Origin of the sequence: Pseudonocardia broussonetiae (assembly GCF_013155125.1) — a bacterium.
In the GTDB taxonomy this organism is placed as follows: Bacteria; Actinomycetota; Actinomycetes; order Mycobacteriales; family Pseudonocardiaceae; genus Pseudonocardia; species Pseudonocardia broussonetiae.
In genome coordinates, this window is record NZ_CP053564.1 from 473407 (window position 1) to 493411 (window position 20005).

General features: G+C 74.0%; 21 protein-coding genes and 1 other RNA gene. 9 read left to right on the top strand and 13 right to left on the bottom strand.

Going from position 1 to position 20005, the window contains the following annotated elements:
- Nucleotides 1-3 precede the first annotated feature (3 nt).
- Nucleotides 4-456 carry a MauE/DoxX family redox-associated membrane protein gene (locus HOP40_RS02325; RefSeq protein ID WP_172154193.1) on the bottom strand — a complete coding sequence of 151 codons (453 nt, stop codon included), beginning with the start codon at nucleotides 454-456 and terminating at the stop codon, nucleotides 4-6.
- Between the two features lie 21 nt (nucleotides 457-477).
- Nucleotides 478-1956, bottom strand: coding sequence for a cryptochrome/photolyase family protein (locus HOP40_RS02330; RefSeq protein WP_172154194.1), 1479 nt, complete (start codon nucleotides 1954-1956; stop codon nucleotides 478-480).
- Nucleotides 1957-2009: 53 nt separating this feature from the next.
- Between HOP40_RS02330 and HOP40_RS02335 the strand changes: the two genes are divergently transcribed.
- Nucleotides 2010-2738, top strand: a complete 729-nt coding sequence (locus tag HOP40_RS02335; protein WP_172154195.1) for a VIT1/CCC1 transporter family protein — start codon at nucleotides 2010-2012, stop codon at nucleotides 2736-2738.
- A gap of 7 nt (nucleotides 2739-2745) precedes the next feature.
- On the opposite strand, the gene HOP40_RS02340 is transcribed toward HOP40_RS02335, so the two are convergent.
- Nucleotides 2746-3987 carry an MFS transporter gene (locus tag HOP40_RS02340; RefSeq protein WP_172154196.1) on the bottom strand — a complete coding sequence of 414 codons (1242 nt, stop codon included), beginning with the start codon at nucleotides 3985-3987 and terminating at the stop codon, nucleotides 2746-2748.
- 130 nt (nucleotides 3988-4117) lie between these two features.
- Here HOP40_RS02340 and HOP40_RS02345 point away from each other — a divergent pair, with 130 nt between their 5' ends.
- The 7 genes from HOP40_RS02345 to HOP40_RS02375 all read left to right on the top strand — a co-directional run bounded on the left by HOP40_RS02345 (nucleotide 4118) and on the right by HOP40_RS02375 (nucleotide 10089).
- A complete protein-coding gene (locus HOP40_RS02345; protein WP_240157469.1) occupies nucleotides 4118-4798 on the top strand; it encodes a GntR family transcriptional regulator in 681 nt (226 codons plus the stop codon).
- A 67-nt stretch (nucleotides 4799-4865) separates the two neighbouring features.
- Entirely contained in the window at nucleotides 4866-6194 is a 1329-nt protein-coding gene (atzF, locus tag HOP40_RS02350) for an allophanate hydrolase (protein WP_172154198.1), read from the top strand.
- Nucleotides 6191-6901, top strand: coding sequence for a biuret amidohydrolase (gene biuH / locus HOP40_RS02355; RefSeq protein WP_172154199.1), 711 nt, complete (start codon nucleotides 6191-6193; stop codon nucleotides 6899-6901). The genes atzF and biuH overlap by 4 nt, the downstream gene beginning before the upstream one ends.
- Complete coding sequence (locus HOP40_RS02360; RefSeq protein ID WP_205347055.1) at nucleotides 6898-7578, top strand: cysteine hydrolase family protein; 681 nt, start codon at nucleotides 6898-6900, stop codon at nucleotides 7576-7578. The genes biuH and HOP40_RS02360 overlap by 4 nt, the downstream gene beginning before the upstream one ends.
- Nucleotides 7575-9209 (top strand): regulator, encoded by a 1635-nt coding sequence (locus HOP40_RS02365; protein WP_172154200.1) that lies wholly within the window; start codon nucleotides 7575-7577, stop codon nucleotides 9207-9209. Before HOP40_RS02360 ends, HOP40_RS02365 begins: the two co-directional genes overlap by 4 nt.
- Before the next feature lie 17 nt (nucleotides 9210-9226).
- Entirely contained in the window at nucleotides 9227-9652 is a 426-nt protein-coding gene (locus HOP40_RS02370; protein ID WP_172154201.1) for an AtzH-like domain-containing protein, read from the top strand.
- On the top strand, nucleotides 9649-10089 hold the full coding sequence (locus tag HOP40_RS02375) for an allophanate hydrolase-related protein (protein WP_172154203.1): 441 nt from the start codon (nucleotides 9649-9651) through the stop codon (nucleotides 10087-10089). The genes HOP40_RS02370 and HOP40_RS02375 overlap by 4 nt, the downstream gene beginning before the upstream one ends.
- Before the next feature lie 40 nt (nucleotides 10090-10129).
- On the opposite strand, the gene HOP40_RS02380 is transcribed toward HOP40_RS02375, so the two are convergent.
- Together HOP40_RS02380 and HOP40_RS02385 are read right to left on the bottom strand one after the other, a co-directional pair.
- Nucleotides 10130-11344 carry a saccharopine dehydrogenase family protein gene (locus HOP40_RS02380; RefSeq protein WP_240157470.1) on the bottom strand — a complete coding sequence of 405 codons (1215 nt, stop codon included), beginning with the start codon at nucleotides 11342-11344 and terminating at the stop codon, nucleotides 10130-10132.
- A gap of 49 nt (nucleotides 11345-11393) precedes the next feature.
- Entirely contained in the window at nucleotides 11394-12950 is a 1557-nt protein-coding gene (locus HOP40_RS02385; protein ID WP_205347056.1) for an AIM24 family protein, read from the bottom strand.
- Between the two features lie 106 nt (nucleotides 12951-13056).
- Between HOP40_RS02385 and HOP40_RS02390 the strand changes: the two genes are divergently transcribed.
- Nucleotides 13057-13509, top strand: coding sequence for an SRPBCC family protein (locus HOP40_RS02390; RefSeq protein WP_172154209.1), 453 nt, complete (start codon nucleotides 13057-13059; stop codon nucleotides 13507-13509).
- A gap of 51 nt (nucleotides 13510-13560) precedes the next feature.
- Here the strand turns inward: HOP40_RS02390 and ssrA are convergent.
- The 8 genes from ssrA to HOP40_RS02430 form a co-directional block, all read right to left on the bottom strand.
- Nucleotides 13561-13932: a transfer-messenger RNA gene (gene ssrA, locus HOP40_RS02395) on the bottom strand.
- 182 nt (nucleotides 13933-14114) lie between these two features.
- Entirely contained in the window at nucleotides 14115-15029 is a 915-nt protein-coding gene (locus tag HOP40_RS02400; RefSeq protein ID WP_172154211.1) for an amidohydrolase family protein, read from the bottom strand.
- The gene (gene smpB / locus HOP40_RS02405) at nucleotides 15026-15514 is read right to left on the bottom strand and encodes an SsrA-binding protein SmpB (RefSeq protein ID WP_172154221.1); all 489 of its coding nucleotides are present in this window, start codon (nucleotides 15512-15514) and stop codon (nucleotides 15026-15028) included. The genes HOP40_RS02400 and smpB overlap by 4 nt, the downstream gene beginning before the upstream one ends.
- Before the next feature lie 38 nt (nucleotides 15515-15552).
- Nucleotides 15553-16455 (bottom strand): permease-like cell division protein FtsX, encoded by a 903-nt coding sequence (gene ftsX / locus HOP40_RS02410; RefSeq protein ID WP_172154223.1) that lies wholly within the window; start codon nucleotides 16453-16455, stop codon nucleotides 15553-15555.
- Nucleotides 16452-17141: a cell division ATP-binding protein FtsE gene (gene ftsE / locus HOP40_RS02415; RefSeq protein ID WP_172154225.1), complete on the bottom strand. Its 690-nt coding sequence runs from the start codon at nucleotides 17139-17141 to the stop codon at nucleotides 16452-16454. The genes ftsX and ftsE overlap by 4 nt, the downstream gene beginning before the upstream one ends.
- Before the next feature lie 51 nt (nucleotides 17142-17192).
- On the bottom strand, nucleotides 17193-18305 hold the full coding sequence (gene prfB, locus HOP40_RS02420; RefSeq protein ID WP_172154227.1) for a peptide chain release factor 2: 1113 nt from the start codon (nucleotides 18303-18305) through the stop codon (nucleotides 17193-17195).
- Between the two features lie 24 nt (nucleotides 18306-18329).
- On the bottom strand, nucleotides 18330-18845 hold the full coding sequence (locus HOP40_RS02425; RefSeq protein ID WP_172154229.1) for a PadR family transcriptional regulator: 516 nt from the start codon (nucleotides 18843-18845) through the stop codon (nucleotides 18330-18332).
- A gap of 138 nt (nucleotides 18846-18983) precedes the next feature.
- On the bottom strand, nucleotides 18984-20000 hold the full coding sequence (locus HOP40_RS02430; RefSeq protein WP_172154231.1) for an acyl-CoA dehydrogenase family protein: 1017 nt from the start codon (nucleotides 19998-20000) through the stop codon (nucleotides 18984-18986).
- Between the last annotated feature and the right edge of the window lie 5 nt (nucleotides 20001-20005).

The following is a 20005-nucleotide window of genomic DNA, read 5'->3' on the forward strand; positions in this document are numbered from 1 at the left end:
TCCCTACACCCGTGAGTCCACCGCGGCCACCGTCCGCGGCCGCACCACCAACCACACCGCGAGGGCCAGGAAGCCCGTGTCGCGGACGATCTCCTGCAGGTACGCCGTCTGCCCGGGCTCGACCTGGCCGCCGCCGCCGAAGCAGCCGCAGTCGATCGAGAGCCCGCGCGCCCACGCCTGCGCCACCCCGGCGAGGAACACCAGCAGCAGCAGCGCCGACGCCACCGCGACCGCCCGCGTGCCCAGCCCGAGCAGCAGGAGCACGGCCAGCGCGATCTCCAGCCACGGCAGGATCCCGGCCACCAGCTCGACGCCCAGCCGCGGGAGCACGTCGTACGCCCGGACCGCGACGTAGGTCTGGTCGGGGTCGAGCGCCTTCGGGATCCCGGACAGCAACCAGACCGCGGCCAGCCCCAGACGCGCGAGCGTGCCGACGACGTCGAGCGATCGCTGCACGCGACCAGCCTAGGGACCCCCTCAGAACTCCTCGCGCGCGGACTCCTGCTCCAGCACGGCCTCGAGGTCGCCCAGCCGGTTCATCGACGCCACGGCGCGGGAGGTGCGGTTGTTGGCGGCGAGCAGGTCCCGGTGGCGGTGCGTCCAGGCCCAGTACCCGGCGGTGTACGGGCAGGCGTCGTCGCCCAGGCGCTTCTTCGGGTCGTAGGCGCAGCCGCCGCAGTGGTCGGACATGCGGTTCACGTACGCGCCGCCGGAGCTGTAGGGCTTCGTCGCGAGCCGCCCGCCGTCGGCGTGCTGGCTCATCCCGATCACGTTCGGCGGCATCACCCACTCGAACCCGTCGACGAATGTCTCGCGGAACCAGTCCGACAGCGCACGGGGGTCGTAGCCGCGCTGCAGGGCGTGGTTGCCGAGGATCATGAGCCGCTGGATGTGGTGGGCCCAGCCGCGGTCGCGGACGCCGGCCAGTGCCGTCGACAGGCACTTCGCGGTGACGGCGTCGGCGTCCAGCGTCGCCCACCACTCCGGCAGCGGCGTGTGCGCGCGCAGGGCGTTGTTGTCCATGTAGTCGCGGCCGAAGCGCCAGTAGAGCTGCCACATGTACTCGCGCCACCCGAGCACCTGGCGGACGAAGCCCTCCGCGCTCGGCAGCGGCACGTCGCCCGAGCGGTAGGCCGACTCGGCCTCGCGCGCCACGTCGAGCGGGTGCAGCAGGCCGAGGTTGAGCGGGACCGAGAGCAGCGAGTGCGCCATCGCCCAGTCCCCGGTGAGCATCGCGTCCTCGGGCGGGCCGAAGTGCGGCAGCCGCTCCTGGACGAAGTGCGCGAGCGCGCGGCGGGCCTCCGCGGCGGTGACGGCGAACCAGCGCGGGCCGTCGGCGCCGACCGTGGGCAGGTCGAGCGCGTCGAGGTCGCGGCGGACCCCGTCGTCGATCGCGTCCTCCGGCGGCTGCCACGGCCCGGCGACGTCCAGGCGCTCGACGCCCTTCGGCGGCGGCTCCCGGTTCTCCTTGTCGTAGTTCCACGTGCCGCCGACCGGCTCCCCCGCCTCCATCAGCACGTCGAAGCGGCGGCGCTGGGAGCGGTAGAAGTCCTCCATGCGGAACGTGTCGCGGTCGCCCGCCCACTCGTCGAAGTCGGCGCGGGGCAGCGCGAACGTCGGCGTCGGCAGGACCTCCTCCACCAGCCCCTCCGCCCGCAGCCGCTCGACGAGGTCGACCGCGGCGAACGACGTCGGCTCGTGCACGACGACCGGGCGCCCCACCTGCTCCAGCGCCTCGCGGTAGGTGTCGGTGCGCAGGTAGGTGGCGCGGTCGCCCAGCTCGTCGGCGAGGTGGCGCATGCCGGAGAGCACGATGTGCAGCTTCTGGCGGTGGAACGGGCGGCTGCGCAGGACGCGGGCGGACTCGACGAGCACGACCTCGCGGTCGCGGTGCGCGTCGGTGTCGTGCACGTGCGGGCCGAGCTGGTCGGCGAACAGCCAGAGCGGAGCGGGCACGGCGCCAGTGTCGGTGCCGGGCGCCGGGGGCGCGACCGGAGCAGGATGTCGCCATGACCCAGGCCCCCGGCCCCGCCGAGTTCGCCGCGCACGAGCACGCCCACCACTCCGACGTCAGCGGCGGCTGGCTGCGCGCGGCCGTGTTCGGCGCGATGGACGGGCTCGTCACCAACATCGCGCTGGTCGCGGGCGTCGGCGGCGGCGGGGGCGACCGGTCGCTCGTGATCCTCACCGGGATGGCCGGGCTCGTCGCGGGGGCGTTCTCGATGGCGCTGGGCGAGTTCGCGTCGGTCGACACCCAGAATGACGCCGTCCGCCACGAGGTCGACGTCGAGCGCGCCGAGATCCGCCTGCACCCCGACGCCGAGCGGGCCGAGCTGGCCGGGATGTACGAGGAGATGGGGCTGACGCAGCCCACCGCGGAGGCGGTCGCCCGCGAGGTCCACGGCGACCCCGAGCTCGCGGTGCGCGTCCACATCACCCAGGAGCTGGGCGTCGACCCGGACGACAAGCCCTCGCCCTGGGTCGCCGCGCTGTCGTCGTTCCTGTGCTTCGCCGTCGGCGGGATCGTGCCGCTGGTGCCGTTCCTGCTGGGCTCGTCGTCGCTGGTGCTGGGGCTGCTCGTCGGCGGGGTCGGGCTGGTCGTCGCCGGTGCGCTGACGGCCCGGTTCACCACCCGTCCGTGGTGGCTCGCCGGGCTGCGCCAGCTCGCGTTCGGGGCGATCGCGGCGGGGGCGACGTTCCTCGTCGGCGCGCTGATCGGGGTGAACGTGGCCGGTTAGGACCGGTTCACGTCTCGGGGCACGACACCGTGACGGGCGGTTCGACGAGCCGCGGCAGGGTCTCCGGGGCGCGGAGCCAGAAGGCCCAGCCCACGGCCAGCACGACGCCGGTGATCCCGAAGGCCGGCCCGTAGCCGACCAGCTCGGCCAGGCCGCCGGCCAGCACCGGGCCGAGGATCGCGCCGGTGTCCGACGCCATCTGGAACCCGGCGAGCACGGTGCCGCCGCGCCCACCCGTGCCGATGACGTCACCGACGGCGGCCTGCAGCGGCGGGTTGACCAGTCCGCTGCCCAGCCCGGCGACCAGGCTCGCCGCGAGGAACAGCACCGGGTCCGCGATGTAGCCGAGCACGCCCGTGCCCACGGCGGCGACGGCCAGCCCGACGAGCATCGGCGGGCGGCGGCCGAAGCGGTCGGCGAACCGGCCGGACACGACGAGCGTGGCCGCGTTGCCGGCCGCGAAGACGGCGAGCGCGATGCCCGACCAGGCCTCCGGCTGCCCCAGCGCCTCGACGACGAACAGCGGCACCAGCGCGACGCGCGCCCCGAACACCGCCCAGCCGACGCCGAAGTTGGCCACCAGCGCGGCGCGGTACGTGCGGTGGCGCAGCGCCTCGCGGAACGTGACCGTGGGGATCGGGGCCGCACCGGGAACGGGCGCCGCCACGTCGGTCCGCCCGCGCAGCAGCACCGCGCTGACGACCACCACGACGACGAGCACCGCCGCGTACACGAGGAACGGCGCGCGCAGGCTGATCGCGACGAGCCCGCCGCCGGCCAGCGGCCCGACGATGTTGCCGAGCAGGAACCCGGTGGCCCACATGCCCGACGCGCGTCCGCGGATCTCCGGCGGGGACAGGCGGATCAGCAGCGAGACCGCCGAGATCGTGAACATCGTCGATCCGATGCCGCCGAACGCGCGCAGCGCGAGCAGGTGCCAGTACTCGCCGGCGAACGCCATCGCCGCCGTCGACACCGCGACGATCAGCAGCCCGGCGTTGAACACCCTCAGCTCGCCGATCCGGCCGACCAGCCACCCGCTCGACGGCGCGAACACCAGCCGGGCCAGGGCGAACACGCTGATGACGAGCCCGGCCGCGGCGATGCCGACGTCGAAGCTGCGGACGAAGACCGGCAGCGTCGGCGCGACGAGGCCGAAGCCGATGGCGATCAGGAACGAGGCGCCGACCAGCACCCAGATCTCGCGCGGCAGGCGCGCGGGGGCGCGCGGGGCGTCGACCTCGACCACCCGCGACTCCTCTCACATCCGTGCCACTGCTAACGGAAACGACCCTACGCCCCGCCGTGGCCCGCCCGCTCCGCCCATCGATCTCGCCCATCTGTCACTGTGGAGCCACACGGAGCAGACCGACAGGGGCGTGGCAGTGACCGCAGGGCCGGCCGTCGAGGACGGGTTGGGGGCGAGCAGCCTCGTCGAGCTCGCCGTGCGGCGGCTGCGCGGCGAGATCCTCAGCGGAGCGCTGGCGCCCGGCGAGCGGCTGGTCGAGGAGCAGCTCACGCGCCGCTTCGGCACGAGCCGCGCACCCCTGCGGGAGGCGCTGCGCCTGCTCGGGCAGCAGGGCCTCGTCGAGCACCTGCCGCGGCGCGGGGTGCGCGTCACGGAGCTGTCGGCGCGCGACATCGACGAGCTGTTCAGCCTGCGCGACGCCCTCGAGCGCTTCGCCGTCGAGCGCGCTCTGCGTTCCGGCGCCCGCCCGTCCACCGCGGCCCTGCGCGCCGCCACCGAGCAGATGGAGCGGGCCGCGCAGGGGGGCGACGCCGCCGAGCAGGCCGCCGGGCACCGCGCGTTCCACCTGGCCCTGGTCGGGCTGGCCGACCACCGCCAGCTCCTGCGCACCTATGAGCCCGTGCTCACCCAGCTGCAGCTCTACATGGCCACGAACCTGCGGCGCGAGGCCGTCGCCGCGTCGCCGCAGGAGGGCGCGCACCGCCACCGCCGGCTGTGCGACGCCGTCGACTCCGGCGACCTCGACGCCGTCCTCGCCGAGCTCGGCCACCACGGCGCCCGCACCTACCTCGCCCCCGAGCTGGACGGCTGAGGGACCCGTCACACGGGCTTAACGCAGCAGACCTGCCGTCGACACCAAACGGTCGACAATCGACAGAATGCAGATCGCGACCGTCGCCCTCGGAGTGCGCTCCCTGCGCGCCGCCTACCGGTCGGGTGCGCTGACCCCGCACGACGTCGTCGACGAGGTCCTCGCGCGCATCGCCGCCCGCGGCGACGACGGCGTCTGGATCTCCCGGTCCACGCGCGCCGAGCTGCACGAGCAGGCCGCTGCGCTGCGCTCGGTGGACCAGCCCCTCTACGGCGTGCCGTTCGCCGTCAAGGACAACATCGACGTCGCCGGCCTCCCGACGACCGCCGCCTGCCCCGCCTTCACCCACGACCCGGCCGCCGACGCCACCGCCGTGCGGCTGCTGCGGGAGGCGGGGGCGATCGTCGTGGGCAAGACCAACCTCGACCAGTTCGCGACCGGGCTCAACGGCGGCCGCTCCCCCTACGGCGCGCCCGAGTCGGTGTTCGGCGGCGACCTCGTCTCGGGCGGCTCCAGCTCGGGCAGCGCCGTCGCCGTCGCCGCGGGCGAGGTCGCGTTCTCCCTGGGCACCGACACCGCCGGGTCCGGGCGCGTCCCGGCCGCGATGAACGGGATCGTCGGGCTCAAGCCGACGCGCGGCCTGGTGAGCACGGCGGGAGTGCTGCCCGCGTGCCGCTCGCTGGACTGCGTCAGCGTGTTCACCCACGACCTCGACGACGCGGCCGACGTGCTCGCGGTCCTGGCGCACCCCGATCCGGCGGATCCCTGGTCGCGCCCCGTGAGTGGATACGAGTGCTCCAGCACTCGTATCCACTCACGGGTGCTCGTCCCCACCGGACTCGACTTCGAGGGCGACACCGCCATGGAGGCGGCCTTCGCCGCCGTCGCCGAGCGCGCGGAGCCCGTCGGCACCACCCCGGTCGGGCCGCTGCAGGAGGCGGGTGACCTGCTCTACACCGGGCCGTGGGTGGCGGAGCGGCTCGCCGGGCTGGAGTCGTTCCTGGCCGAGCACCCCGACGACGTGCTCCCCGTGACGCGCGCCGTGATCGAGGCCGGCCACGGGTTCAGCGCCGTCGACGCCTTCCGCGGCCGCCACCGCCTCCAGGAGCTCCGCGCCTGGTGCGACCGCCTCTGGGACCGCGCCGACGCCCTCCTGCTCCCCACCGTCCCGACGACGTTCACGCGCGCGCAGCTCGCCGAGCAGCCCGTCGCCCGCAACCTCGTCCTGGGCCGCTACACGCAGTTCGCCAACCTGCTCGACCTCGCCGCCGTCGCGGTGCCCGCCGGCACGACCGCCGACGGCCGTCCCGTCGGCGTCACCCTGCTCGGTCCCGCCTTCTCCGAGGACCGCCTGATCGCCACCGCACGCCGGATGACCACCTGGGAGGCCGCATGACCGCGTCAGTCACCACGAGGGCCCGCATCGGGCCCGTCGCCGCCAACCCCTACCCGTGGCCCTACGACGGCAGCGTCGACGCCGCCCGCACCGCGCTGGTCTGCATCGACTGGCAGGTCGACTTCTGCGGACCCGGCGGCTACGTCGACCGGATGGGCTACGACATCGGGCTCACCCGCGCCGGGCTGCCGGCCACCGCGGCGATGCTCGCGCACGCCCGCGCCACCGGGATGCTCGTCGTCCACACCCGGGAGGGGCACGCGCCGGACCTGTCGGACCTGCCGGCCAACAAGCGCTGGCGCAGCGCCCGGATCGGCGCCGAGATCGGCTCGCCCGGGCCCACCGGGCGGATCCTCGTGCGCGGCGAACCGGGCTGGGAGATCGTGCCGGAGGTCGCGCCGGTCGAGGGCGAGGTGCTGCTCGACAAGCCGGGCAAGGGCGCCTTCTACGCCACCAACCTCGACCTGGTCCTGCGCACGAGGGGGATCACGCACCTGATCCTCACCGGCATCACGACCGACGTCTGCGTGCACACGACCATGCGCGAGGCCAACGACCGCGGCTACGAGTGCCTGGTCCTGTCCGACTGCACCGGCGCCACCGACCCGTCCAACCACACCGCGGCCCTGCACATGGTGACCATGCAGGGCGGGGTGTTCGGCGCCGTCGCCACGTCGACCGCCGTCATCGAGGGGACCACCACGTGAGCACCGTGCCCGCCGACCCCTACCCCTTCGTGTTCGACCCGGCGTCGACCGCGCTGGTGATCATCGACATGCAGCGCGACTTCGTGGAGCCCGGCGGGTTCGGCGAGACGCTGGGCAACGACGTCTCGTGGCTGCAGGCCGTCGTGCCGCCGCTGCAGAAGGTCCTGGCCACCGCCCGCGACGTCGGCCTCACGGTGATCCACACGCGTGAGGGTCACGTCCCCGACCTGTCGGACTGCCCGCCCGCCAAGCTCAACCGCGGCGACCCGTCGCTGCGGATCGGGGCGCCCGGGCCCAAGGGCCGCATCCTGATCCGCGGCGAGTACGGCCACGACATCATCGACGAGCTGCGGCCGGTCCCGGGCGAGCTCGTCATCGACAAGCCGGGCAAGGGCTCGTTCCACGGCACCGCGCTCGGCGCGGAGCTCGCCCAGCGGGGCATCACCAGCCTCGTCGTCACCGGCGTCACCACCGAGGTGTGCGTGCACACCACCGTCCGCGAGGCCAACGACCGCGGCTACGAGTGCCTCGTGCTGTCGGACTGCGTCGGCTCGTACTTCCCGGAGTTCCAGCGCGTCGGCCTCGAGATGATCTCCGCCCAGGGCGGGATCTTCGGCTGGGTCGCCCCCTCGGAGTCGTTCCTGCACGCCCTCACCCCCCAGGAGATCCCGTCATGACGACCACCGAAGCCGAACCCGTGAAGCTGTCCTGGTGGGTAGCGGGTGACACCAACGCGTTCTTCGGGCTGGGGTTCAACACCCTGGTGAACGTGCTGGTGCTGTCCGGGCTCTGCCTGGGCGTCGTGAACATCCCGGGCGCCGACGTGTTCGGGGTGATCCTCCCGGCGCTGGGCGTCCAGCTGCTGATCGGCAACGTCTACTACACCTACCTCGCGCGGCGGCTGGCGAGGAGGGAGAACCGCACCGACGTCTGCGCGATGCCCTACGGGCCGTCCGTGCCGCACATGTTCATCGTCGTCTTCGTGATCATGCTGCCGATCTACCTGGCGACGGGCGACCCGATCGTCGCGTGGACCTCCGGGCTCGCCTGGTCGTTCATCATCGGCGTCATCGTGCTGATCGGGGCGTTCGTCGGCCCCTACATCCGCAAGTACACGCCGCAGGCCGCCATGCTCGGCACGCTCGCCGGCATCTCGATCGCGTTCATCTCGATGCGCCCGGCCGCCCAGATGTGGGAGGCGCTCTGGATCGCGTTCCCGGTCATGGTGATCATCCTGATCGGCTTCTTCACCGACCTGAAGCTGCCCGGCAACATCCCTGTCGGGCTCGCGGCCCTGCTCGTCGGCTCGGCGATCGGCTGGATCGGCGGGTACATGTCGGTGCCCGACGTGATCGACGCCGCCGGCAACGTCGCGCTCTCGCTGCCGACGTTCGACATCCCCCGCCTGGTCGACGGCCTCGCCAACGTCGCCCCGCTGCTCGCCACCGCCATCCCGCTGGGCATCTACAACTTCACCGAGGGCATGGCCAACGTCGAGAGCGCGGCCGCCGCGGGCGACGAGTACAACCTGCGCGCGATCCTCGGTGCCGACGGCGCGGGCGCGATCGTCGGCGCGGCGCTGGGCTGCCCGTTCCCGCCCGCCGTCTACATCGGCCACCCGGGCTGGAAGGCCGCGGGCGGCCGCACGAGCTACTCGCTCGCGTCGGGCGTCTTCATCGCCCTGATGTGCTTCCTGGGCATGTTCTCGCTGCTCGGGGCCCTGCTGCCGCTGCCGGCGATCGTCCCGATCCTGCTCTACATCGGCCTGCTGATCGGCGCGCAGGCGTTCCAGGAGGTGCCCAAGCGGCACGCGATCGCCGTGGTCTTCGCGATCATCCCGAACATCGCGTCCTGGGCGGGCGGGCTGATGACCAACGCCGTCGGGGCCGCCGGGAGCACACCGGCCGAGGTCGGCGAGGAGGGCTTCGCGAACGCCGGGCTCGTCTACCACGGCACGCTGCTGCTGGGCGGCGGCGCGATCCTGGCCGGCATGGTGCTCGGCTCGATCGTCGTGTTCATCATCGACAAGAAGTTCGTGCCGGCCGCGATCTACTGCTTCGTGGGCGCCGCGCTCGGCTTCGTCGGGCTCATCCACGCCGAGTCGGTGGGCTGGAACGTCGGCGGGCAGATCGCGCTGGGCTACCTGTTCGCCGGGATCATCCTGCTGGCCTTCGCGGCCTTCACCCGGGGCACGCCGGTGGACGGGGAGACCGACGACCCGTCGGAGGTCCCGGCCCCGCGCGCGGAGGAGGAGGCCCCGGCCCCGGTGCTGGCGCCGATCGACACGACCCGCCCGGCGACGGCGTGACGTCGCAGGCTCCCGGATTGCAGGAAAGCCACGTTCCCGCAACCACGGGGCAGGAACGTGGCTTTCCTGCAACGGGGCCGAGCCCGACCGACGAGGTCCGCGCCGCCTTCGAGCGCTACGAGCAGGCCCTGCTCGACGGCGACGTCCCCGTCCTCACCGAGCTGTTCTGGGACGACCCCCGCTGCCGCCGCTTCGGCGTCGCCGACCGCCAGGACGGCGCCGCGGAGATCGCGGCGTGGCGCCGCGCCCACCCGACCGTGCCCGCCGGGCGCCGGCTCCGCGAGACCGCGGTGCTGGCGCTGGGCGCGGACACGGCGGTGGTCACGACCCTGTTCGACCACCCCGGCTCCGGCACCGAGGGCAGGCAGAGCCAGACCTGGTTCCGCTTCCCCGAGGGCTGGCGGATCGTCGCGGCGCACGTGTCCGAGGTGCCCCTCGGATGACGGCCCGCGATCAGGGGCGGGGGGCTCCCCCGGCCTCCCGCCCCGCCCTGCTCGCCGTGGTGGCCGCCCACCGCACGGGTCAGCCGCTGCATCCCGAGCTCGTCGCGCTCGGGGCGGAGTTCGTGCGGCGGGCGCGCACCGCGCCGGTCTACCGGCTCGTGGCGCTGCCCGGTCCGGGGGTGCCGCGGGGCGGGCTGGTGGCCGTCGACGACGGGGGCGCGGCCGTCGAGGTCGAGCTGCACCGGCTCCCGGTGGCCGCGCTGGGCGCGCTCGTGTGCGCCCTGCCCGCGCCGCTGGGGATCGGTCCGGTCGAGCTGGCCGACGGCGAGGCGCTGGGGATCGTCTGCGTCCGCAGGCCCCCGGGCGCGATCGACGTCAGCGCGCACGGCAGCTGGCCCGCCTACCTGGCCTCGCTCACAGCACCCGTGAGTGGATAACAGTGCTGGAGCAACGTTTTCCACTCACGAGCGCGGAGCGCTAGCCGGTCACCGAGTACGTGTGCCCGGCCGTCACCAGCCGCTCCACCAGCGCCGCACCCATCGCGGTCGCCGGGGTGAGCGAGCCGGCGCGGTCGGGCAGGTCGTCGAGCGCCAGGCACAGGCCGCTCTCCCCCAGCATGACGGCGGTGGCCGCGTAGCCCGGGTCGCCCTTCCCCGACACCCGCGCGTGGTAGCGGCGGCCGCTCGTCGTCGTGGCCTCGACGTCCATCCGGAACCAGCCCTTCGCCCGTGCCTCCGCGCTCGGCCCCGACCCAGGCTTCGGCAGGACGCGGTCGAGCAGGGCGCGGGTGGGCGGCAGCGTCATCCCGGCGAGCCCGGCCGCGAGCCCGACCGTCGTGCCGACCGCGGCGACGGCCCCCACCGGGCTCGAACCGAAGCCCATCGTCTCGCCGTAGCGCAGGCCGCGGCCGTAGGCGAAGCCGAGCAGGGCGTTGCTGCGCCGCACCACGCGGGTGTTGTACGACGCCATGACGAACGGGGCCGTCCACGTGCCGCGCGACCCGCGACGCCCGGGCAGCGGCGCGTCCGACGGCTGGCGCGGGGTCGGCTCGGCGGCGCGGTCGGGGCTCAGCGAGTGGGGGTCACCGACGATCTTCCGCCGCGACCGATCGGCCCCGACGGCCTCGAGCTGCGCCCGCATCGAGTCGATCGTGCCGCCGCTGAACCCGCCGCGGGCCGTGGCCACGAGGTCGACGTCGACGAGCTCGCCCGCGCCGTCGGCCGCGGCGCGCTCGTGCAGCACGAACACGCCCAGGTCCGACGGGATCGAGTCGTAGCCGCAGGAGTGCACGATCTTCGCGCCGGTGTCCTGCGCGACCTTGTCGAACCCGTCGATCGCGTCGCGGTGGAACAGCACCTCGCCGGTGAGGTCGGCGTAGTGCGTGCCGGCGCGCGCGCAGGCCTCGACGACCGGCAGCCCGTAGCGGGCGTAGGGGCCGACCGTCGTGGCCAGCACGCGCGTGCCCTCGGCGAGCGCGCGGAGCGCGTCGGCGTCGCCGGTGTCGGCCACCAGCAGCGGCCAGTCGCGCGCCGCCGCGGGCAGCCGGCGGCGCACCGCCTCCAGCTTCTCCCGCGAGCGGCCCGCGAGCCCGATCCGGACCCCGGCGGGCGCGTGCTCGGCCAGGTAGGCGGCGGTCAGCTCCCCGACGAAGCCGGTGGCGCCGTAGACGACGAGATCGTGTGGCCGGTCCATGCCGCCCACCCTGCCGCACGTGCCGGGGTCCGGCACGCCCCGGGCGTCGTCAGCGACCGCCCAGCAGACCGCCCAGCACGCCGCCGACGCCGCCCTGCCCGCCGTGCCCGGCCTGCTCGCCGCCGCCGGCACCCGCCACGAGCCCGCCGGGCGGCAGCTCCGAGGGCTGCACGATGACGAAGCCGCGTCCGGTGAACGACAGCGTGAACCGCTCCCCCGTGCTGCGGCCCATCAGCGTGCCGATGTTGAAGGTGTCGTTGCTGGTGAGGCCGGTCTGCAGGCTCGCCGACCACGCGACGGCAGCCTGCGGGTCGGCGTAGGTGGGCTGGTCGACGTTGAGGACGACCGGCGTGCCCTCCGTGGTGATCGCGATCCGGCCGCGGCCGGTGAACTCGCAGTTGAACAGTCCGGCGTTGCTGGCGAACCCGGCGGCGCCGGAGACCCGCGCGATGCGGTAGGTCAGCGTCGAGTCGAACGCGAGGACGTTGGCGCCGTTGATGGTGAGGCCGTCGGAGCCGTCGAGGTCGATGAGGTGGACGTCGCTGGCCGCGTTGGCCAGGAACAGGTCGCCCCGGCCGCTGACCTTCATCAGCGGCACGCCCTCCCCGGTGAGCCGCCGGCGGATCATGTTGCCGATGCCGCCGGAGCCCAGCGCCTCGAAGCGCAGGTCGCCCTGGTAGGCGACCATCGACCCGGCGCGGGCCATCAGGTCGCCGCCGCCCATCGAGACGCGCGCCATCTTGCCGCCCTGCTTCTGGATGCCCATGCCGGCGACTTCGGCGTGCTGGGGGCTGAACAGGTCGCTCTGCATGGGAGGGGCTCCTTCGGGCGACGGCGCGAACGGCTGGGGGGTGGGTGGGGCGGACGGCGGGAACGCCGGAGCCGGGGGAACGGGTGGTGCGGACGGCCAGGCCGCGGCCGGCGCGGACGGCGGTGGCGCGGCGGGGGCCCGGGGCGCGTCGGGCAGCGGGAGGGCGAACCGGTCCGGGTCCTGAGCGGAGGGAGCGGAGGGCGGCGGCACGACCGGGGGCCAGGACGAGGGCGGCGGGGCGGCGGCCGGCGGGGCTTGACGGGGCGGCGCGGAGGGCGGGGCGGGCGCAGCAGGCGGGGTGGCCGGCGCGTCGTCGTCGAGGTTCACGCCGTACTCCGCCGCGATCCCGGCCAGTCCGGAGTCGTAGCCCTGCCCGACCGCGCGCACCCGCCAGCCGCCCTGGCGGCGGTAGACCTCGATGCACACGACGGCGGACTCGCTGCCGAGCCCGGTCATCTCGAACGTCGACTCCCCGACCGTGGCGACCGGCGGCGGCACCTGCCCGAACGTCGCCGGGCCGCTGCCGTCGAGGCTGGCGGTGACGACGACCGAGCCGACGTCGGCCGGGACCGCCCGCAGGTCCATCTGGACCAGGTCGCCCCGGCCGCGGCCGTGGTGGTGGGAGACGCCGTCGCCGAGCGGGTTGTTGAAGAACACGAAGTCGCCGTCGCTGCGCACCCGGCCGGCGGGGCCGAGCAGCAGCGCGGAGACGTCGACCGGGGCGGCGCAGGTCACCGCGACCGTGACCAGGTCGACGGTCAGCGGCCGGTTCTCGCCGCGGGTCAGGGGCGTCACACCGCGGAGTGTGCCACCGGCGCCCGGACCACCGGTAGCCCGCGCGGGGGCGCGGTGACAGCACCGTGACCAGGTTGTGAGGCGCCGGACGGGGCACCCCGGAGCCATGACGGAGTTCGAGACCGAGCGCACGATGCCGGCGGGCCCGGACGCGGTGTTCGCCGTGGTGTCCGACCTGGAACGGCTGACCGAGTGGCTGCCCCACGAGATCCGCGTGCGGCCCACCCACGACGACCCGGGCAGCGACCCGGCCCGCGCGGGCGGCGACGTGACCGAGGTGCACGCCGAGGTGGAGCCGCGCCACGTCGACGCCCACGGGCTCGTCCGGGTGCGCCCCGACCAGATGCGCGTCGAGTGGGGCGGCGGCGACTCCACCGACTACGCCGGCTACCTGCAGGTCATGGGCGACGACCCGGACCGCTCGTCGGTGCTGCTGCACCTGTCCTTCCTCGGCGACCAGCCCGAGACGCGCACCGAGCAGGCCGCCGACGAGGTCCGCCGCGGCCTCGACACGGGCCTGGACAACCTCGCGCGGATGCTGGCCGAGCGCGCGACCTGAGCCCGGACACGGGAGAGCCCCCGCCGACGGTGTCGGCGGGGGCTCTCCACGGGGTGGAGGTGCCGGGAATCGAACCCGGGTCCTCCGTCGCTCCACAAGGGCTTCTCCGTGCGCAGTCCGCAATGCCTCTACTCGGATCCACCGGTCACGCGAACAAGCCGGTGTGACGATCCCAGTCGCTGTTTGCTGTCCCCGTCCACCCCGCGACCGGGCGGACGGGTGAGCTCCCTAGCTGATGCCGGGATCCGCGGCGGGAGCGCCCGCGGGCCGACAGAGTCGCACTCGCCTCAGGCGGCGAGGGCGAACTCGCGCTGACTGGAGTCGGCGCTTATAGGTTTGCGACGGGTGGTTAACGAGATCATCGTCGCCTTCCTCGGCACGCTTCCCCTTGATCGACGAACGAAGTCGAAACCGTTCACCCCCTGGAGCACGCCCGGCCTTCGGACGTTCGTACAGCCTAACGCCTATCGCCGCCGACATCATCCCGGTTGGCCCGCACACACCTCCCGGGGTCCGCACACAGGGCCGGACCTGTGTGCGACCACCGGATCCTGTGTGCGAGCCGCCGGGGGTGGGCGGGGTGGGGCGGGTCGCGGCGGGGCGGGTCAGGTGGACGCGACGCCGAGCAGCCGCGCCGGCGTGTCGTGCAGCACCGCGCGCAGGAACGGGGCGCCGAGCCGCTCGTCGGCCGCCGCCCACCCCGCGACGGCCGCCACCTGCTCGTGCACGCCGTAGGGGATGTTCGGGAAGTCGCTGCCGTAGACCACGCGGTCGGCGACGTCGACCAGCCGCGACGCCCAGTCGTCCGGCAGCGGCGTCATCGCCTGCGTGAACGCGGTGCCCACCATCGTCGTGTCGATGTGCACGCGCGGGTGGCGGCCGACGAGGTCGAGCGCGCCGGCGAAGTCGGGCATCCCGGCGTGCGCGAGCACGACCGGCAGCGTCGGGTGCTCGGCCAGCACCTCGCCGAACACGTCGAGCCCGGTGTGCGCGCCGGGGATCGGGCCGTGCCCGCAGTGCACCACCGCGGGCACGCCGGCCTCGGCGAGCAGACCCCAGGCCGGGCGCAGCAGCGGGTCGCGCGGGTCGAACGAGCCGACCTGCACGTGCACCTTCACCACGCGGGCGCCCGCGGAGACCGCCGCGCCCAGGTAGTCGGTGACGTCGGGCTCGGGGTAGAGCGTGGCCGTGGGGACCGCGCCGGGCGTGCGTGCGGCGAAGTCGGTGACCCACTCGGTGAGCCAGCGGCCCATGCCCGGCTTGTGCGGGTACACCAGCGGCGCGAACGCCCGCACCCCGAGCTTCTCCAGCGTGGCCACCCGCTCGTCGGGCGTGGTGCGGTAGTGGATCGGCCAGGCCGTGCCGTAGTGCTCCGCGGCGCGGTCGAAGAAGGCCCACACCTTGTCCATCACGCGGTCGGGCAGGAAGTGCACGTGCGCGTCGACGAGCCCGGGCACGCCGAGCTCGTCGAGGAAGCGCGGGACGTCGGTGTCGTCGAGCGGAGGGGCGGGGACCGTCACCTGCGCAGCTCGCGCGCACGGCCCTTCGCGGCCCGGCCGAACGCCTTCTGGATCTCGCGCTGCGCGTCGCGCTTGGCCAGGTCGGTGCGCTTGTCGTAGCTCTTCTTGCCGCGCGCCAGCGCCAGCTCGCACTTGACCTTGCCGTCGGAGAAGTACAGCGAGAGCGGCACCAGCGACAGCCCGCCCTCCTTGATCTTGCCGATCAGGCGGTCGATCTCGCCGCGGTGCAGCAGCAGCTTGCGCGTGCGGCGCGGCTCGTGGTTGGTCCAGCTGCCCTGCGTGTACTCGGGGATGTGCAGCCCGCGCAGCCAGATCTCGCCGTCGTCGACGGTGGCGAACGCGTCCACCAGCGACGCCCGGCCCAGCCGCAGGCTCTTCACCTCGGTGCCGAGCAGCGCCACCCCGGCCTCGTACTCGTCGAGCACGGCGTAGTCGTGGCGCGCGCGGCGGTTCTGCGCGATCACCTTGCGCCCCGTTTCCTTCACCCCTCCAGCTTACGCGGAGGGGCCACCCGGTTGCCGCGCTACAGGCGCACGTAGAGGCGCAGCGTCACGTAGCCGGTGACGGCCGCGATGCCCGCGCCGACCATGAGCAGGATCGGCGAGACCCACACGATGTCGGCCAGCTCGATCGGCGGCACGACGCCGTTGCTGACGATCCCCGACAGCAGCTGGTCGATGAACAGGAACTTGCCCGCGACCAGCCCCGCCGACGCGATCAGCGCACCCACGACGCCGGTGACCACGGCCTCGATGAGGAACGGCAGCTGCGTGTACCAGCGCGTGGCGCCGACCAGCCGCATGACGCCGACCTCCGTGCGCCGCGTGTACGCCGAGACCTGCACGGTGTTGGAGATCAGCAGCAGCGCCGCGACGGCCTGCACCAGCGCGAGCGCGAACGTCACGTTCCGGACGCCGCCGAGGAAGTCGAACAGCTTGGCGACGACGGCGCGCTGGTCGATGACGTTGCGGACGCCGACCTGCCCGGTCATCGCCTGAGTGACGGCCGTAGCGCCCGCCTCCTGGTCGGCGAGCCGCACCCGCAGGGTGGCGGGCAGCGACTGCGGCCGCACGACGTCGGCCAGCGCCTGCCCGGCGAACAGCTCCAGGTAGCGCTCGTAGGCCTGCTGCTGGCTCTCGAACCGGACGGAGTCGACGAGCGGCGAGCCCTCCAGCGTCGCCCGCAGCCCCGAGCACACCGGCTGGCTGCAGTCGGTGTCGGCGGCGGACACGTCGGCGGTGAGCGCGACCTGCACCTCGACGCGGTCGCTGTAGAGCTGCTCGGTGCGGTCGATCGTGCGCACGGCGAGCAGGCCGGTGCCGACCAGGCCCAGCGAGATCGCGGTGGTCAGCACCATCGCGATCGTCATCGTGACGTTGCGGCGCAGGCCGGTGAGGACCTCCCGCGTGACGAAGTCGGCCCTCACCGACCCACCCCGTACACGCCCCGGACCTCGTCGCGCACGACCTGCCCCATGTCCAGCTCGACGACGCGCCGGCGCATCGAGTCGACGATGGAGTGGTCGTGGGTGGCCATCACGACCGTCGTGCCGGTGCGGTTGATCCGCTCCAGCAGCAGCATGATGTCCTGGCTGGTGTCGGGGTCGAGGTTGCCCGTGGGCTCGTCGGCCAGCAGCACCAGCGGCCGGTTGACGAACGCGCGCGCGATCGCCACGCGCTGCTGCTCACCGCCGGAGAGCTCGTTGGGCAGGCGCTCGGCCTTGCCGCCGAGGCCGACGAGGTCGAGCACCTCGGGCACGACCTTGCGGATCGTGCCCTGGCTCTTGCCGATGACCTCGAGCGCGAACGCCACGTTCTCGCCGACGGTCTTGTTGGGCAGCAGCCGGAAGTCCTGGAACACGCACCCGATCCGCTGCCGCAGCTTGGGCACGCGGCGCCGCGGCAGCTTCGCCACGTCCATGTCGGACACGAAGATGCTGCCGCGCGTGGGGACGTCCTCGCGCAGGAGCAGCCTCAGGAACGTCGACTTGCCGGACCCGGACGGTCCGATGAGGAAGACGAACTCCCCCTTCTCGACGTTCACCGAGACCCGGTCCAGCGCGGGCCGCGTGGACGTCTTGTACGTCTTGGTGACGCGTTCGAGGCGGATCACGCGGCGTGACGATACGCAGGTGCCCGCGACGTTCCGCCGCCGCCCCGCGGGTCAGTCCGACGCGGTGGCCTCGTTGCGGCGCCAGCGGATGCCGGCCTCGATGAAGCCGTCGATGGCGCCGTCGAGCACCGCCGCCGGGTTGTTGACCTCGAAGTTCGTGCGCAGGTCCTTGACCATCTGGTACGGGTGCAGCACGTAGGAGCGCATCTGGTTGCCGAACGAGGCGTCGCCGGTGTCCTTGAGCGAGTCCATCAGCGCCCGCTCCTCCTGCCGGCGCCGCTCCAGCAGCTTGGCCTGCAGCACCACCATCGCCGAGGCCTTGTTCTGGATCTGCGACCGCTCGTTCTGGCAGGACACCACGATGCCGGTGGGCAGGTGCGTCAGGCGCACCGCCGAGTCGGTGGTGTTGACGCCCTGGCCTCCCGGCCCCGAGGACCGGTAGACGTCGACGCGCAGCTCCTTCTCGTCGATCTCCACGTGGTCGGAGGTCTCGACGACCGGCGCCACCTCGACGGCGGCGAAGGAGGTCTGGCGGCGGCCCTGGTTGTCGAACGGCGAGATGCGGACCAGGCGGTGCGTGCCCTGCTCGACCGAGAGCGTGCCGTAGGCGTAGGGCGTGTGGACGGCGAAGGTGGCCGACTTGAGCCCGGCCTCCTCGGCGTAGGAGGTGTCGTAGACGTCGACGGGGTAGTTGTGCTGCTCGGCCCAACGCAGGTACATCCGCATGAGCATCTCGGCGAAGTCGGCCGCGTCGACGCCGCCGGAGCCGGCCCGGATCGTCACGAGCGCCTCGCGCTGGTCGTACTCGCCCGAGAGCAGCGTGCGGACCTCGAGCGACTCGATGTCGGTGCGCAGCTTGACGCGCTCGGCCTCGGCGTCGGCGATGGCCTCGGCATCGCTCTCGTCCTCGGCGAGCTCGTAGAGCAGCGGGAGGTCCTCGAGCCGGCGGCGCAGCTCCTCCAGCCGGCGCAGGTCGCCCGAGGCGTGCGCGAGGCGGCTGGTGACCTTCTGCGCGGCGTCGGGGTCGTTCCACAGGTCGGGCTGGCCCGCCTGGTCCTCGAGGTCGGCGATCTCGACGCGCAGCGCGGGCAGGTCGGTGACCGCCTCGATGCTCTCCAGGGTGGTGGCGAGTTCCTTGAGGTCGGCCGCGGCGTCGGGGTTCACAACGCTCCAGGGTACGCGGCGGGCTCAGACGTCCGGGACGGCGTCCAGCAGGCGCAGCACGGCCCGGGTGTGGGCGACGACGAAGTCGGCGACGGCCTTGCGGTACGGGTCCTGCTCGCCCTTGGCGGTGGCCTTCGCGGCGGCGAGCCGCTCGCTGTAGGCCTCGCGGGCGCTGCCGACGAGCGCGGCCCGCTGCTTGGGCGAGAGCGACCCGGCGTGCAGCAGCCGGAGCACCAGGGGGCTGCGGACCGGGTCGGACGGAGGCCCCGACGCCAGCCAGGCGGTGAACGAGCGCCTGCCCGCGGCGGTGATCGCGTACTGCTGCGACGCCCGGGGGCCCTGCTTGCCGAGCTTGAGCAGCCCGGCCTCCGCGAGCGCGGGGAGCTCGCGGTAGACCTGGCTGCGGGTGACCGCGAAGAACGCGCCGAACCGCTCCCCCGCCTGCGCCACGAGCTCGCCGCCGCTCATCGGACCGGCGTGCAGCAGGCCCAGCAGTGCGGCGGCGGTGGCGTTGACGGGCGTCGCCCTGGCGGGTGGCATCCCTCCACCGTGCCATCCCCTCGGCACGCCTGCAGGCCGACCGGGGCCGGACGGCGTAACGCCCGGAGGACCACTCCCGCCGCGATCAGCCCGTGAGTGGCGATCGTGGCCCTGGCCACGATCGCCACTCACGAGGGGTCAGCCGATGGTCAGCTCCGCGATCCGGGCGCGGTGGGCGTCGGCGTCGCCGAACTGGCCGGCGAGGCGCTTGGCGCGCTTGTAGAAGAAGTGCGCCTCGTGCTCCCACGTGTACCCGATGCCGCCGTGGTACTGGATCATCGCCTGGGTCGCCGCGACGGCCGCGTCGCCCGCCTTGGCCTTGGCGACGGCGACGGCGAGGTCGGCCCCGTCGAGCCCGGTGTCGACGGCGTGCGCCGCGTAGAGCACCGCGTGCTCGGCCAGGGTGACCGCCACGTGCAGGTCTGCCAGCGCGTGCTTGATCGCCTGGAACGAGCCGACGGGCACGCCGAACTGCTGGCGGTCCTTGTCGTAGGCAACGGTGCGCGTGATCGCCTCGCGGGCGATGCCGGCCAGGTCTGCGGCCACGAGCACGACCGCCCGCGCCTCCAGCTCGGCGACGACCTCGGCGGTGGCGCCGGGCAGCGCCTCCCCCTCGCCCGCCTCGACGGACGCGAGCCGCGTCGTGCCGTCGTAGGAGCCCTGCGGGGTGGCGGTGGCGCCGGTGACGAGCACGAGCCCGTCGCCGGAGCGGGCGACGACCACGTCGGCCAGCGCCCCGTACTCGACGGCCGGGAGCGTGCCCGGCGCGCTGCCGCGCAGGGTGAACGCGCCGACGGCGTCGCCGGAGGCGAGCCGCGGCAGCCACGCGGCCTGCTGCTCGGGCGAGCCGGCGAGCCGGATCGCCTCCGCGGCCAGCACGGTGCCGCGCCACGGCCCGGGCGCGGCGCCCGCGCCCAGCGCACGGCCGATCACCTGGGCCTCGACGAGCCCGAGGCCGAGGCCGTCGTGCTCCTCGGGGACGGTGACGGCGAGCCAGCCCTGCTCGGCGGCGGCCTTCCACAGCGAGGCCGGGTGACCGTCGCCGGACGGGTCCTCGAACACGCCGCGCACGGCCTCGAGATCGAACCGCCCGGCCAGGTAGGAGCGGACCGCGCCGTCGAACGCCTGCTGGTCCTCATCGAGGGCGAAGAACACGGTGA